The sequence below is a fragment of the Frateuria sp. GZRR33 genome, assembly GCF_051900425.1.
GTDB lineage: Bacteria > Pseudomonadota > Gammaproteobacteria > Xanthomonadales > Rhodanobacteraceae > Frateuria_A.
Map to the genome: position 1 here is coordinate 56,360 of NZ_JBHZGK010000010.1, position 12,927 is coordinate 69,286.

General features: G+C 68.8%; 15 protein-coding genes and 1 pseudogene. 5 read left to right on the forward strand and 11 right to left on the reverse strand.

Annotated features, from left to right (window positions below):
* Nucleotides 1-77 precede the first annotated feature (77 nt).
* Nucleotides 78-1,457, forward strand: coding sequence for a formimidoylglutamate deiminase (locus ACFWZU_RS13135; protein WP_439701995.1), 1,380 nt, complete (start codon nucleotides 78-80; stop codon nucleotides 1,455-1,457).
* 87 nt (nucleotides 1,458-1,544) lie between these two features.
* On the forward strand, nucleotides 1,545-1,700 hold the full coding sequence (locus tag ACFWZU_RS13140; RefSeq protein ID WP_439701996.1) for a hypothetical protein: 156 nt from the start codon (nucleotides 1,545-1,547) through the stop codon (nucleotides 1,698-1,700).
* A 14-nt stretch (nucleotides 1,701-1,714) separates the two neighbouring features.
* On the opposite strand, the gene ACFWZU_RS13145 is transcribed toward ACFWZU_RS13140, so the two are convergent.
* Complete coding sequence (locus ACFWZU_RS13145) at nucleotides 1,715-2,317, reverse strand: hypothetical protein (protein ID WP_439701997.1); 603 nt, start codon at nucleotides 2,315-2,317, stop codon at nucleotides 1,715-1,717.
* Between the two features lie 290 nt (nucleotides 2,318-2,607).
* Between ACFWZU_RS13145 and ACFWZU_RS13150 the strand changes: the two genes are divergently transcribed.
* Both ACFWZU_RS13150 and ACFWZU_RS13155 read left to right on the forward strand, forming a co-directional pair.
* Nucleotides 2,608-3,870, forward strand: coding sequence for an MFS transporter (locus ACFWZU_RS13150; protein ID WP_439701998.1), 1,263 nt, complete (start codon nucleotides 2,608-2,610; stop codon nucleotides 3,868-3,870).
* Between the two features lie 11 nt (nucleotides 3,871-3,881).
* Nucleotides 3,882-4,270: pseudogene (locus ACFWZU_RS13155) on the forward strand (VOC family protein).
* A 7-nt stretch (nucleotides 4,271-4,277) separates the two neighbouring features.
* Here ACFWZU_RS13155 and ACFWZU_RS13160 read toward each other — a convergent pair.
* Nucleotides 4,278-5,522 (reverse strand): ectonucleotide pyrophosphatase/phosphodiesterase, encoded by a 1,245-nt coding sequence (locus ACFWZU_RS13160; RefSeq protein WP_439701999.1) that lies wholly within the window; start codon nucleotides 5,520-5,522, stop codon nucleotides 4,278-4,280.
* A 47-nt stretch (nucleotides 5,523-5,569) separates the two neighbouring features.
* On the opposite strand from ACFWZU_RS13160, the gene ACFWZU_RS13165 reads away from it, so the two are divergent.
* Nucleotides 5,570-5,980 carry a hypothetical protein gene (locus tag ACFWZU_RS13165; RefSeq protein WP_439702000.1) on the forward strand — a complete coding sequence of 137 codons (411 nt, stop codon included), beginning with the start codon at nucleotides 5,570-5,572 and terminating at the stop codon, nucleotides 5,978-5,980.
* Nucleotides 5,981-6,002: 22 nt separating this feature from the next.
* On the opposite strand, the gene ACFWZU_RS13170 is transcribed toward ACFWZU_RS13165, so the two are convergent.
* The 9 genes from ACFWZU_RS13170 to ACFWZU_RS13210 all read right to left on the reverse strand — a co-directional run bounded on the left by ACFWZU_RS13170 (nucleotide 6,003) and on the right by ACFWZU_RS13210 (nucleotide 12,926).
* Nucleotides 6,003-6,512, reverse strand: coding sequence for a methylated-DNA--[protein]-cysteine S-methyltransferase (locus tag ACFWZU_RS13170; protein WP_439702001.1), 510 nt, complete (start codon nucleotides 6,510-6,512; stop codon nucleotides 6,003-6,005).
* Between the two features lie 142 nt (nucleotides 6,513-6,654).
* Complete coding sequence (locus ACFWZU_RS13175) at nucleotides 6,655-8,151, reverse strand: AlkA N-terminal domain-containing protein (protein ID WP_439702002.1); 1,497 nt, start codon at nucleotides 8,149-8,151, stop codon at nucleotides 6,655-6,657.
* Nucleotides 8,152-8,241: 90 nt separating this feature from the next.
* Nucleotides 8,242-8,658 (reverse strand): DUF6326 family protein, encoded by a 417-nt coding sequence (locus tag ACFWZU_RS13180; RefSeq protein ID WP_439702003.1) that lies wholly within the window; start codon nucleotides 8,656-8,658, stop codon nucleotides 8,242-8,244.
* Between the two features lie 49 nt (nucleotides 8,659-8,707).
* Entirely contained in the window at nucleotides 8,708-9,406 is a 699-nt protein-coding gene (locus ACFWZU_RS13185) for a DUF4386 domain-containing protein (RefSeq protein WP_439702004.1), read from the reverse strand.
* A 41-nt stretch (nucleotides 9,407-9,447) separates the two neighbouring features.
* Nucleotides 9,448-9,984, reverse strand: coding sequence for a DUF2884 family protein (locus tag ACFWZU_RS13190; RefSeq protein WP_439702005.1), 537 nt, complete (start codon nucleotides 9,982-9,984; stop codon nucleotides 9,448-9,450).
* A gap of 23 nt (nucleotides 9,985-10,007) precedes the next feature.
* Complete coding sequence (locus tag ACFWZU_RS13195; protein WP_439702006.1) at nucleotides 10,008-10,667, reverse strand: hypothetical protein; 660 nt, start codon at nucleotides 10,665-10,667, stop codon at nucleotides 10,008-10,010.
* Nucleotides 10,668-10,732: 65 nt separating this feature from the next.
* On the reverse strand, nucleotides 10,733-11,701 hold the full coding sequence (locus ACFWZU_RS13200) for a hypothetical protein (RefSeq protein WP_439702007.1): 969 nt from the start codon (nucleotides 11,699-11,701) through the stop codon (nucleotides 10,733-10,735).
* The gene (locus tag ACFWZU_RS13205; RefSeq protein ID WP_439702008.1) at nucleotides 11,698-12,555 is read right to left on the reverse strand and encodes an ABC transporter ATP-binding protein; all 858 of its coding nucleotides are present in this window, start codon (nucleotides 12,553-12,555) and stop codon (nucleotides 11,698-11,700) included. Before ACFWZU_RS13205 ends, ACFWZU_RS13200 begins: the two co-directional genes overlap by 4 nt.
* Nucleotides 12,552-12,926 (reverse strand): GntR family transcriptional regulator, encoded by a 375-nt coding sequence (locus ACFWZU_RS13210; RefSeq protein ID WP_439702009.1) that lies wholly within the window; start codon nucleotides 12,924-12,926, stop codon nucleotides 12,552-12,554. Before ACFWZU_RS13210 ends, ACFWZU_RS13205 begins: the two co-directional genes overlap by 4 nt.
* Between the last annotated feature and the right edge of the window lies 1 nt (nucleotide 12,927).

The window sequence follows — 12,927 nt, forward strand, 5'->3', positions numbered from 1 at the left end:
ACCGTCGCGTCCGATCCGCATTGCACGGAGGTCGGCCCGGCGGGCGCTACACTGGGTTGTCCACCAGGGAGCTGCCCATGACCCCGACCAACCGCATCCGCCGCTGCCATGCCGGTTACCTGTGGCAAGGCGACGGCTGGACCCGCGAGGGCATTTTCGGTATCGACGCCGACGGCATGTTGCAGGCGGTGGAAGACGGCCCCGCCGAAACGCTGGGCACCTGGGTATTGCCGGGCATGCCCAACCTGCATTCGCATGCCTTCCAGCGCGCGATGGCCGGGCTGGCCGAGCGGCGGGGACGGGTGGACGACAGCTTCTGGAGCTGGCGCGAGACGATGTACGCCTTCGCGGCGTCGGTCGGTCCGGACGATCTCAGGGCGATCGCCGCCCAGCTTTACGTGGAGATGCTCAAGGCCGGGTACACCCAGGTCTGCGAATTCCACTACCTTCACCACCGCCCGGACGGCACCGCCTACGCGCCGGCCGAGGCGATGTCGCTGGCGCTCGTCGAAGCGGCCCGCGAGGCCGGCATCGCGCTGACCCTGCTGCCGGTGCTGTACATGCGCGGCGGTTTCGACGGGCGCCCGCTGGGCGCGCGGCAGCGCCGCTTCGGCCATGAGGTCGAAGCCTACCTGCGCCTGCTCGAAACACTGCGCGCGCAGGAGAGCGCGGACCTGAAGGTCGGCATCGCGCTGCACTCGCTGCGCGCGGTACCGCAGGACGCGCTGCAGGCCGTGCTTGCCAGCGGCCTGGCGCGGGACACGCCGATCCACATCCACATCGCCGAACAGATCGGCGAGGTGCAGGACTGCCTGTCGATCCGCGGCGCGCGCCCGGTCGAATGGCTGCTCGACCACGCCCAGGTCGATGCGCGCTGGTGCCTGGTGCATGCCACCCACCTGAGCGACGCCGAGACGGCGCGCCTGGCCCGCAGCGGTGCGGTTGCCGGCCTGTGCCCGACCACCGAGGCCAACCTGGGCGATGGCCTGTTCCCGCTGGCCGAATACCTGGACGCGGGCGGCACGCTCGGCATCGGTTCGGATTCGCACATCTCCGTCTCGCCGGTAGAGGAACTGCGCTGGCTCGAATACGGCCAGCGCCTGGCCACGCGCCACCGCAACATCGCCGCGCGCCGCGAGGGCGCGAGCGTCGGCCAGACCTTGTGGCGCGCCGCGCTCAAAGGTGGCGCGCAGGCTTCAGGGCTTCCGGTCGGCGCGGTGCAGCCCGACCACCGCGCCGATCTGCTGGTGCTCGACGACGGCTCGCCGCTGCTCGCCGCGCGCGAGGAACCGGCGCTGCTGGACAGCTTCATTTTCGCCGGCAACACCCCGCTGGTGAAGCACGTGATGAGCGGCGGCCGCTGGGTCGTGCGGGATTTCCAGCACCTGGACGAGGCGCGCATCGCGCAGCGCTACCGCGAGACGGTGCAGCGGCTCAGGCAGCCGCCGCCAGGCTGAACGGCCGTTGCGCGGCAGGCGGGGGCGTGTCATCGCGGCATCGATCCGCGCGTTCCGGGGCTCACCTCCCAAGCCGAGGAATACCCGATGCGCCGTACGTCGCTTCTTGCCGCCGCCCTGTTGCTGGCCGGCAGCCTGTCCCTGGCCGGCTGCGTGGTCGTGCCGGCCCATCGCGCCCACGTATGGGTGCCCGGCCACTGGGCCTCGCACCACGTCTGGGTCGAGGGCCACTGGCGTCGCTGAGCGCGACGGCAACGTTACAGGAAGCGGAAACCCGCCAGCGCACCGCGCAGGCGTTGCCTGGCGGCTTCCTGTCCGAACGGCGGCGTCGCCGGCGGGTCGTAGACCTCCGGGCGGGTGCCGGTGACCAGCAGGTCGATCGCATAACAGCGCCCGTCGTGGACGGCCCGGTACGCCTCCACGTCGAGGTAATGGCTCATCGCCGCGTCGGCAGCCTGGAAACGCGTGAACGGCACGCCCGCGACGGTGACGTGCGAGACCCGGGGGGGAACGCCGCTGGCGGGCACGTCCAGGCAGTGCGCGCGGGCCGCCGCGTCGTTGCCCACGCCGATCCGCAGTTCGGCGGCCGTGATGGCGTTGGAGCCGTCGAGTACCAACGCCAGCACCGGTTCGCCGTGGTCGACTTCCCTCGCGAAGGATTTCCACGCGCCATTCGCCAGGTAACTGCGCTGGAAATCGCGGCGGGCGTGCATGCCGGGCGGTACCGCGATCGCGAAGCCGTGTGCGGCGTCGATGACTTCGTACGCGGGCGCGGGCTGGCGGGCTTCGGACGCGGGTTTCTGTCCGGTGCACGAAACCAGCCCGATCAACGACAGCACCAGCGGCAGGGAGCGGCGCATGGGCGTGCCCGGTGCTGTGCACCTGGCCTCGGCTCCCGCTCGGGGAGTGGGTTGGGTCGGAGAGCGGGGCTCGCGGCGATCCTTCATCGATGCACAGGTGGTGTCGGCTCGGAGGCAGCGTGCCACACGAGAGCTAAAGCGCACGTCGCGAACTGCCCTCGCCCCGAAGGTGGACTCGTGGCAACACCGCGCGCTCGCGTGCCAGACCGGGTGGCTGCACGGCAGCTTTGCGGCCATCCCGTAGAAGAGGACAATGGCGCACCCACCCCACGGCCCGCCAAAGGCAGCCGATGAACGATCACCCCGTGCCGGCCGCCGGCACCGCCGACGGCTCGCTGATCCGCCACGGCACCCCGCTGTTTCGCCAGGCCAACCTGGCCCTGTTCGCCGCCGGCATCGCCACCTTCGGATTGCTGTATTGCGTGCAGCCGCTGATGCCCGAGTTCAGCAAGGACTACGGCGTCAGCGCCGCGACCAGCGCGCTGTCGCTCTCGCTGACCACCGGCGTGCTGGCCTTCGCCATGCTGTTCGCCGGCGCGGTGTCCGACGCCTACGGGCGCAAGTCGGTGATGACCGTTTCGCTGATCGCATCCGCACTGCTGGTGCTGCTGTCCGCCATCGTGCCCGGCTGGACCAGCCTGCTGGTCCTGCGCACGCTGCTGGGCATATCCCTCAGCGGGCTGCCCGCCGTGGCGATGACCTGGCTGAGCGAAGAGATGCACCCCGATTCGATCGGCCTGGGCATGGGCCTCTATATCAGCGGCAATGCGATCGGCGGCATGGGCGGGCGCCTGGTTACCGGGGTCCTGGCGGATTTCTTCGACTGGCGGGTGGGAGTGATCGTGGTGGCGGGCATCGGGCTGGCGTCCGGCCTGACGTTCTGGCGGCTGCTGCCGCCCTCGCATCATTTCGAGCGCCAGCCGCTGCGCCCGCGTACGTTGCTGGCGCGCTTCGCTGGGGTGTTCCGCGACGCCGGCCTGCCGTGGATGTTCGTCGAGGGCTTCCTGCTGCTGGGCGCCTTCGTCACCGTCTACAACTACATCGGCTACCGGCTGCTCGCGCCGCCGTACAGCCTGAGCCAGGCGGTGGTCGGGCTGATCTTCAGCGTGTACCTGATCGGCACCTTCAGCTCGGCCTGGATGGGCCACCTTGCCGGCAGGCTTGGCCGGCGGCGTGTGCTGTGGACAACCTTCGCGCTGATGCTGGCCGGCGCAGGCCTGACCGTATTCCGGCCGCTGGTGCTGGTGATCGCCGGCGTCGTCGCGGTGACCTTCGGTTTCTTCGGCGGGCACTCGATCGTGAGCAGCTGGGTCGGCCGGCGCGCCGGCAACGCCAAGGCGCAGGCGTCGTCGCTATACCTGTTCGCGTATTACATGGGCTCCAGCCTGGCAGGCGCGGGCGGCGGCCTGTTCTACACGGCGCACGGCTGGAACGGCGTGGCCGCGTTCATCGGCGCGATGGTGCTGGCCGGGCTGCTGATCGCCTGGCGGCTGTATTTCCTGCGGCCGCTGCCCGGGCCGCCGTCGCCGAGGACGGAGCCACCGTTGCCATGACGATTGCCCGGATGAAGATCGATTCCGACCACGTGGTACTTACCGTCGCGGACGTCGAGGCGACCTGCGCGTTCTATGCACGCGTGCTGGCATGGACGTGGTGACTTTCGGCGCAGGTCGCCGTGCACTCGCTTTCGGTGCGCAGAAGATCAACCTGCACGCGGTGGGCGCCGAGCTGGAGCCGAAGGCGCCCAATGCGATGCCGGGCACCGGCGATCTGTGTCTGGTCACCGCCATGCCGATGCCGCAGGTGCTCGCGCACCTGGCGGCATGTGGGGTGGATGTGCTGCAGGGGCCAGTGCCGCGCACCGGCGCGTGCGGTCCCATCCTGTCGGTGTATTTCCGCGACCCGGACGGCAACCTGGTCGAGGTGAGCAACTACGCGGAGGCCGGCGCATGAGCCCGGATCAGCGCGCCTCGGGCTCGAGCATCGCCTTGACCGCGTCGTAGTCCCCATCGCTGGGCTGCGAGGGCAGGCCGAGCAGGTGCACCATCAGCGGATAGACGTCCACGTTGGGGAAGGGCGGCACGGTCGCCCCATCGCGGAAGGCCGGGCCGTGTGCCACGAACAGCGCACGCATCTGCGGCGCCGCATTGTCGTAGCCGTGTTCGCCCACGCTGATGCGGCCCTTGTGCGAGGCCAGCCAGTCGGCCGTGGTGATGCGCCAGCCCACGTCGGCCAGGCACAGCAGTTGCGGCACGCGGGGGTTGTGGCCGTAGGCCAGCCGCGCCGGCACGCGGGTCTTGTCCCAGCACTGCATGTGCGGGTGCGGGCGTTCCATCCGCGCCTCGATCGCCGCAAAGTCGTGCCCGGGCTTGGGATTGAAGCCGGCCAGCACACCCAGGCTCACCACCTGCACGTCGTCCAGGTCGAGCTGCCGTTCGATCAGCACGCTGTGGTCCAGCGGCACCGACGCCATGCCGTGGTCGGCGAGCACGATCAGATTGATCTTGTCGAACAGTCCGCGCTGCCTGAGACCACGCACCAGTCGCGCCATCGCCTGGTCGGTCTCGCGCAACGCCTGGTCCACCTGCGGCGAATCCGGCCCGTGGTAGTGGCCGGCGTGGTCGACGGCGTCGAAATACAGCGTCAGGAAGCTCGGCCGCTGGTCGGGCGGAAGATCGAGCCAGGCCAGCACCTGGTCGACCCGCTGGGTGGGCGTCACGTTGCCGTCGTACAGCTGCCAGTGGTCGGGATGGCGGCCATGGATATCCGCTTCCGATCCGGGCCAGAACATCGTCGCGGTCAGCAGGCCGTGGCCGTCCGCGGTTTCCCACAGTGGCGTGCCCTCCGCCCACCAGCGCCCGTTGCTCACCGCCTTGCGGTTGTGCAGCGAGAACTTGCCCAGTTGTGCGTCGTACATCGTGTTGTTGACGATGCCATGGTGATCGGGACGCAGCCCGGTGACGATCGTGTAGTGGTTAGGGAAGGTGAGCGACGGAAAGGACGGTTGCATGGCGCTGTGCACGCCGTCGCGCGCGAGCATTGCCACCGTCGGGGTCAGGCCCCGGTCGAGGTAGTCGGCACGGTAGCCGTCGATGGAGACGAGCAGCAGGGGCGTCGGCTTGCCGACAGCGGTGCGCGGCGAGGTGGCGCAACCGGCGCTGAATGCCAGCACCAGGCAGCACAACAGGCGAAACAGGTTTTTCATAGGCGAGCTCGTACGATGAAACAACTCCCCATCATCGCACCGCGTCCATGTCGTTCAAAACCCGTGCGTTCTTGCGCCAGTGGAACGTCGCCCTCGTGCTGGCGCTGCCGGCAGTGGCCGGCGCCTGGCAGTCGCAACCGGCGCCGCCGCGCGCCGTGATCGTCGTGCAGCCACCGGCGAACGCACGCTTCCAGCAAACCGTGCGGGAAAACCAGGTGCGCGACCAGCTGCAGAAGAACCAGGTCGAGGAACAATTGCGCCAGGGAAGGGCCGATGCCATGCGCCGTCCGTATGCCGCCGGCACGGTCCACGCCGCGCGCCTGGACCAGACCGACCAGGCGCAGCGCGAGCTTTACCGTGTGCGCCAGCAGGATCTGCTGGATCGCTACCAGAGCGCCGTCGCCCCGCCGGTGGTGCATTCGGGCAAGGCGCCGGCGTCCTCGCGCAGCGCCGATTGACGTACCCGCTGACGCCGCGGGCTCAGGTCACCAGGCCGAACAGGTCGCCGCGCGCCACGCTTTCTTCCATCGCCAGCAGGAACCGTTTCGTCGGCAGGCCACCCCCGAATCCGGTGAGGCTGCCGTTGGCACCGATCACCCGGTGGCAGGGCAGCACGATCGGCAGCGGATTGCGCCCATTGGCGGCGCCGACCGCACGGACCGCCTGCGGCTGGCCGATGCGCCGCGCCAGCTCCCCGTAGCTGATGGTCGAGCCGTAGGGGATCCGCGCCAGTTCCTGCCAGACGGCCAACTGGAACGGCGTGCCAAGTGGATGCAGCGGGAGCTCGAACACCTGTCGCGTGCCGGCGAAATATTCGTCCAGTTGCATGCGAGCGAAGGCCAGCGCCGGCGGCGAGTAGACCCATGACGGCTCCGGCTCGCGCTGGTGGCGGCCGGTTTCGAACCACACCTCCCGCAGCCCGCGTTCGTCGGCAACCAGGCGCAACTGGCCGATCGGGGTGGACAGGTTGTCGTACCAGACGGGATTCACCGGTCACGCTCGTTGCATGGGAGCGCCCTCAAGGCTTTGGCCGTGCGGGCTCGGGCTCGGGCGAACGGTGGTGAGTGGGCCGCACAGTCTCCCTCCAGACGTTGCCCCGAGCCTGGCGCCACGAAGGCGAAGGGCATGCCAATCACGCCCGCTTCCTCGAAGCTTGCGCCGGGTCGGCCGTGCTGCGCCACAGATGCATGACCGCGTAGGCACGCCATGGCCGCCATGCCTCTGCCATCGCTGAAAGTGCGCGCGTGCTCAGTTCGCCGCCATCGCCCGCTGCTGCACGACGCAGGATCAGGTCGGCCGCGGGGAACGCATCCGGATGGCTGAGCGCGCGCATTGCCATGTAGTGCGCGGTCCACTCGCCGATGCCGCGGAGCGCCGTCCAGCTCGCCACGAACGATTCCAGCGGCTGCCCGGGGCGGAAGTCCGCGCGGCCATCGAGCAGGGCGCGCGCGATGCCGCGGATGGTCTCGGCACGCGCGTTGATCACGCCCGCCTCGCGCAGGTCGGCATCGACCAGCCGTTCGGGCGTCGGGAACAACCGCGCCAGGCCCGGCAGTCCAGGCGTGGGCAGCGGTTCGCCCCAGCGTTCGACGATGCGCGCAGCGAGCGTGCGCGCGGCGGCCACGCTGACCTGCTGGCCCAGCACGGCGCGCACGGCGATCTCGAAGCCGTCCCATCCACCGGGCAGGCGCAGGCCCGGCCGTCGGCGCAGCAGGGGCGCGAGCACGCCGCCGGCCCCCAGCGTCGCGCCGATCGCCTGCGGCTCGGCGTCCAGGTCGAACATGCGCCGCAGCCGCGTCACCAGCGGAAGCATGCGGCCCGGCTGGGGACAGTGCAGTTCCAGCTTCAATGCATGCTCACCGCCAGGCCAGGCCGACAGGCGCAACCAGCCGGGCGATTCAGCCGGACCGAACACGCGCGCGTAGGCATGCGCCTCCACATGCTCGATGCCGGGCAGGGCGCGCGTACGCAGGAAGTCCAGCACGCCCTCGAAGTCATACGGTGGCCGGTAGCCCAGCCGCAGCACGAGCGCATCGCCGGCATCCACCGCGCGTGGCTGGCGGCGAAGCTCGCGGGGAGCGATGCGGTTGGCTTGGGCAAACGCGGCATTGAAGCGGCGCAGGCTGCCGAAACCTGCGGCCAGCGCCACCTCGGTCACCGGCAGTGTGGTCTCGGTCAGCAGTTGCCTGGCGAACAGCAACCGGCGCGTGGTGTGCACGCTGAGCGGCGGCGCGCCCAGATGTTCGACGAACAACCGCCGCAGCTGCCGTCCGCCCACGCCCACGCGGGACGCCACCTCGTCGAGCGATCCCGCGGACAACGCCCCGTCCTCGATGATCTCCAGCGCGCGCGCCACCACGTGCTCGCCGCGGCGCCAGGCGGGATGGCCCGGTGCGAGTTCCGGGCGGCAGCGCAGGCACGGGCGGAAACCATCGGCCTCGGCCGCTGCGGCGTTGGCGTAGTACCGCACGTTCGACGGCTTGGGTGGCGGTGCGGGGCAGACCGGGCGGCAGTAGATGCGCGTGCTGCTCACGGCGGTGAAGAACACGCCGTCGAAGCGCGCGTCGCGGCTCAGGCGTGCCTGTTCGCAGACGTGTGGCTCGGGGAGGACATCTCGTGGCGTGGGCATGCGCCGCAGGCTAGCACCGGCCCTGGCGCAACACTCGCCGCTTTCGGACATCAATCAGGTGGAGCGTTGGAAGCGGCAGGCTCGCGCCGGTCAGGCCGCCGCTTGTCGCGGCCAGCGCCACGCGTACCAGAGGATGCCCGATTGCAGCGCGATCTCGACGCAGCTCATGAACACGTAGAAGGCCCAGGCGCCAGGGAGCGTGGCGAGGATGACCGCGGTCAAAGCGGTGCCGATCAGCAGGTTGAGCCAGCGCGCGAACGACGCCGGCAGGGCCAGCGACAGGAAGATCATCACCGCCGGTACGGCCACGAGTACGGACACCGCCACCAGCGAGCCCTGGCTCGTGGGGCCCAGCGGGCCGATGCCCTCGAGGATGTCCTTGAGGTTGCCGGGCCGGTACAGGCCCCAGAAGTCGCCGTAGATGTAGCAGGACATGATGGCTGCCCACAGCGCGGACAGCTTGAATCGCACATGGACCTTGAGCTCTTCCAAACGCGTACGGGCCATCGGTTGCTCCGTGTCGATGGGTGGGCCTGACGGCCCGGTCGGGTGTGGCTCAGGCGTGCCGGACAGCAGCGATGGGCGTCCTGGTGGGGGCGCCGGCCAGCAGCCACAGGCAGGTTCCCAGCTCGCCGACGGATGCCGGCAGCAGGATGTAGTCGGCCAACGCCGATGCCGCATACCAGGGCAGCAGGAGCGTGGCGAGGAAGTCGACCAGGTAGCCCAGGCCTCCCAGGATCAGGAACATCCCCAGCAACCTGGGCAGCAAGCCGCATCTGCCCATCAGAAAGCCCAGCGGCAGCAGCCACGCGCCCCAGAAAACCTCGAGCAAGAGCAGGCCCTGCCGGTAGGCATCCAGGTGCGACATCACCTCGCCCTGCAACTGCCGGGAGTCGAACACCTGGCGGTAGTCCGCGTTGCCCAGCAGCGACAAGACGTCCAGGCGGTGTCCCACGTTGGCGAGAGCGACCGGCACGCTCGCGACGGCGAACGCGACCATCAGCACCGCCGCGGTCCTGCCTGCGCCGCCCAGCAGCCGATACAACGCCAGCGGAAGCAGCAGGAACGCGGCCTGGCAGGCCAACTCTGCAACGATGCCAAGCCGGAACAGCGTGTCCATCTGCAGGACCCGCGCGAGCTTCGCGGCGGCGTCGCCATGCGTCGCCAACTGCGAGGGCACGTAGCCCAGGTAGAACATGCCGGTGACTACCGTGATCAGGTAGAGCAGCCCGGCGACCCGCGCGTTTCCGTTCATGCTGGCTCCGTCGTCGGTGCGGTGCGGTGAGCGCGGGCTTTTCAGGAGCCGTCGGCGCAGTCGGCGTCGTCGCCGTCGATGATCCCGGCGAACGGCTTGAATGCGGGCAGCGAGCTGGCGAGACGGTTCTGCGCGGCGCGAATCTGGCCGATGTCCAGGCAGATCTTGCTGGCCTCGTCGTCGACCCGCCGGGTCGCGGTGTCGAGCTTCGCGTCAGCTTGTCCGCTGTTGGTGCCGGTGACGTGCTCCGCCGCGTTCTTCAGCGATTGCACTGCGACCGCCGCGCCCGCCTTGCCGGTGGCCACGCCGTGTTCGCGGACGGCGCGGGCACCCTTGTAATACCGCTGGAGCAGTTGCCGCTGCGTGGCATCGACCGGCACGTCACGGCCGTCGATCACCAGGCGGCCCGTGGCATCGAGGAGCGCCTCGCTGCTGCCGGTGCCGTGGAGCGTGACCTGGTCACCGAGGACCACGATGCCGCCGTTGGCAATCGTGGTGGTATCGAGCCCATTGCCGCAGCCGGCCAGAACCAGGCCGGCTGCGAGGGCGAGGGCGAAGCGGGTCTGATGAGAGAGCATTCCCTGGTCTCCTGGCGAATCGGTCAGTTTTCGTCGCGGCCGCAGTCGTCGACGTCCTTCTGCGTCATGGTCGCGTAGGGGCGGAACTCCGGCATGGCGGCGGCCAGCTTCTGCTGCGAGGCCAGCAGGCCCGGCAGTTCCTCGCAGAGCTTCATGGCGGCGACTTTGATCTGCTCGGCCTGCGGCTTGATGCTTGCCTCGATCTCTTTGTCGCTTTTCCCGGTGAGCGCGCCCCAGATCGCCTCCTTGGCGGCGCGGGTGCCCAGGTTGGCGCCGTGTTCGCCGATATCCATGCCCGCCTCGGCAATACCAACGACCTGCTGGCGGTAATCGAGCAGCAGGGTGTGCTGCGCCGGCGTGGCGTTGACCGTCTTGCCGGCGATCATCAGATTTCCCTGCGGCGTGATGGCCGCATGGGGAAGGGAGTCGCGGTCGTCGTGCTGGCCATGGCCCACGTGGATGTGGCCGATATCGATGTCCTGGGTCGCCAGCTCACGCTTGGCCTGCTCGATCCCCTTGTGGATTTCCGCCGAGATCATCGACGGGGAGGTCTGCTTGTCGACCTCCTTCATCGCCTGTGTCGCGCTGTCGCCGGCATGGGAGTCCGATGGGCCGGACGAGTTGCATCCGGTCAGAAGCAGGACCAATGCAACGGCGCCGGGGATGATCGCGCGGGTCTTCATGGGTCTTTCCTTTGTCAGGTGCGGGTGTCTGTGGGACCTGCGGGAGAAGCGCGTGCTTCCGACGGTCAGCCTTCGTCACGCCAGCGACGGAACCAGATGGCCGCGGCGATCAGCACCGCACCCGCCGCCACGCCGATCCACAGGTTCACCGAGCCAAGCAGCTGGTAGGTGTTGCCGAGGTTCATGAAGTCCAGGTTGTTGTTGCCGGTGTGGATCAGCTCGTCGCTGGCGATCAGGCTGGCCCCGGGGAAGGCGCTGAACAGGGCGCGGGCCACGATGTTCTGCCAGAACCAGCCGGCCGACATGTTGAACAACCCCATGATGCCGAACCAGGTGACCAGCAGGCCGGTGGCGACCGGCAGGGCGATGGCCCACAGGAACGGCTTGGTACGGGCCCAGGCCGAGCACGCCATCAGCCAGCCGACCGAGGGCAGGGCCCACAGCAGGTACAGCGGGATGTGGCCGATCATGTTGAGCGTGACGCGCACCGGGTGGGCGAGCATCAGCAACTGCCAGACATTGATGCCATGGAAGGACAGCGTCACGGCCACGATCAGCAGTTGCAGGATGCCCGCGGCGATGCCGGCCAGCGTGGCGATCACCGGGGCCACCAGAGTGGCGCTGACGACCTTGGACAGCACCGTCTCGGTGTCCGACAGCGGCAGCGATTTCCAGAACAGGATGCTGCGGTCGCGGCGTTCGTCGTAAATCGAGCCCAGGCAGTAGAAGAACACCACGAAGCCCAGCACCACGAAGATCAGCGCCATCGAGGAGTACATGGCCATGTCCAGTGCCATGCCCACCTGGCTCATGTCGCCCGCGTCCATCTGCGAGATGACATTCTGCAGCTTGCCGCTGGCACCGATGCTGACGCCGTGGCGGGCGCCGATCACCTCGGCGGTGATGATGCCCATGATGTTCAGCAGCAGGAAGATGCCGCCGGTGACCAGCGGCGCCCACAGGAAGCCGCCGCGGTGTTCCCAGAACTCGCGCTTGACGAGCCAGAACAGATTGTTGCCAGCAAGGGTTTTCATGCGTAGGTCCCTTTCATGGTGGCGACGAACAGGTCGCTGACGGAGGGCCGGCGGATCTCGCCCAGGGCCTCCAGCGTCGGGCGGTCGGCGCCGTCGAACAGGAAGATGCTCTTGCCGAAGACCTGGCGTTCGTCGATCGGCTGCAGGGCGCGTGCGGCCGCGGCCTTGTCGGCGTTGACCATCACTTCGGCGAAGCGGTCGCCGACGGCGTCCATGTCCGTGTCCAGCACGATCTTGCCGTCGCGGATGAACATCAGGTCGGTGAGGATGTGCTCGATCTCTTCCACCTGGTGGGTGGTGACGATGATCGTCTTGTTCTCGTCGAAGTAATCCTCCAGCAGGCTCTGGTAGAACTGCTTGCGGTAGAGGATGTCCAGGCCGAGCGTCGGCTCGTCCAGCACCAGCAGGCGGGCGTCGATGGCCATCACCAGGGCGAGGTGCAACTGCACGATCATGCCCTTGGACATCTGCCGCACGCGCTGGTCGGGCGTGAGCTTGGTGCGCTTGAGGAAGCTCTCGCACTTGGCGCGGTCGAAGCGCGGGTGGACGTGGGCGACGAAATCGATCGCCTCGCGCACGCGGATCCAGCGCGGCAGCACCGCCACGTCGGCGATGAAGCAGACCTGTTCCATCAGCTTGTCGCGCTGGGTGCGCGGGTCGTAGCCGAGCACGTTCAGTTCGCCGTCGAAGGACGTCAGCCCCAGGATGGCCTTGAGCGCGGTGGTCTTGCCGGCACCGTTGGGGCCGATCAGGCCGACGATGCGACCGGACTGGATCTCGAAGTTCACGCTGTCCAGCGCGGTCGCGTTCTTGTAGCGCTTGCTCAGGTTTCGCGCGGTAACGATGGCGCTCATGGCTTGAGTTCCGTGGTGGCCGGCGCGTCGCGCATCAGCGTTTTGAGATCGAGCCCCAGGCGCTGCAGGCGCGCGAACAGGGTCGGCCATTCCTCGCGCAGGAAGCGCTCGCGCTCGGATTTCAGCAAGGCCTCGCGGGCCCCCTCGTTGACGAACATGCCCAGCCCTCTCCTTTTTTCGACCAGTTGATCGTCGACCAGCTCCTGGTACGCCTTGGACACGGTCAGCGGATTGATCTGGAAATCCGCCGCCACCTGGCGCACCGACGGCAGCGGGTCGCCTTCGTTCAAGGCGCCATCCAGGATCATCGCCACCACGCGTTCGCGGAGCTGGCGGTAGATCGGGACGCTGTCGTTCCAGGTGATGGTCATA

What these genes read in the sequence shown, in the direction of transcription:
- ACFWZU_RS13135 (WP_439701995.1), top strand. Translation starts at nt 78, where the DNA reads ATGACCCCGACCAACCGCATCCGCCGCTGCCATGCCGGTTACCTGTGG.
- ACFWZU_RS13140 (WP_439701996.1), top strand. Translation starts at nt 1,545, where the DNA reads ATGCGCCGTACGTCGCTTCTTGCCGCCGCCCTGTTGCTGGCCGGCAGC.
- ACFWZU_RS13145 (WP_439701997.1), bottom strand. Translation starts at nt 2,317, where the DNA reads ATGCGCCGCTCCCTGCCGCTGGTGCTGTCGTTGATCGGGCTGGTTTCG.
- ACFWZU_RS13150 (WP_439701998.1), top strand. Translation starts at nt 2,608, where the DNA reads ATGAACGATCACCCCGTGCCGGCCGCCGGCACCGCCGACGGCTCGCTG.
- ACFWZU_RS13160 (WP_439701999.1), bottom strand. Translation starts at nt 5,522, where the DNA reads ATGAAAAACCTGTTTCGCCTGTTGTGCTGCCTGGTGCTGGCATTCAGC.
- ACFWZU_RS13165 (WP_439702000.1), top strand. Translation starts at nt 5,570, where the DNA reads ATGTCGTTCAAAACCCGTGCGTTCTTGCGCCAGTGGAACGTCGCCCTC.
- ACFWZU_RS13175 (WP_439702002.1), bottom strand. Translation starts at nt 8,151, where the DNA reads ATGCCCACGCCACGAGATGTCCTCCCCGAGCCACACGTCTGCGAACAG.
- ACFWZU_RS13180 (WP_439702003.1), bottom strand. Translation starts at nt 8,658, where the DNA reads ATGGCCCGTACGCGTTTGGAAGAGCTCAAGGTCCATGTGCGATTCAAG.
- ACFWZU_RS13185 (WP_439702004.1), bottom strand. Translation starts at nt 9,406, where the DNA reads ATGAACGGAAACGCGCGGGTCGCCGGGCTGCTCTACCTGATCACGGTA.
- ACFWZU_RS13190 (WP_439702005.1), bottom strand. Translation starts at nt 9,984, where the DNA reads ATGCTCTCTCATCAGACCCGCTTCGCCCTCGCCCTCGCAGCCGGCCTG.
- ACFWZU_RS13195 (WP_439702006.1), bottom strand. Translation starts at nt 10,667, where the DNA reads ATGAAGACCCGCGCGATCATCCCCGGCGCCGTTGCATTGGTCCTGCTT.
- ACFWZU_RS13200 (WP_439702007.1), bottom strand. Translation starts at nt 11,701, where the DNA reads ATGAAAACCCTTGCTGGCAACAATCTGTTCTGGCTCGTCAAGCGCGAG.
- ACFWZU_RS13205 (WP_439702008.1), bottom strand. Translation starts at nt 12,555, where the DNA reads ATGAGCGCCATCGTTACCGCGCGAAACCTGAGCAAGCGCTACAAGAAC.
- ACFWZU_RS13210 (WP_439702009.1), bottom strand. Translation starts at nt 12,926, where the DNA reads ATGACCATCACCTGGAACGACAGCGTCCCGATCTACCGCCAGCTCCGC.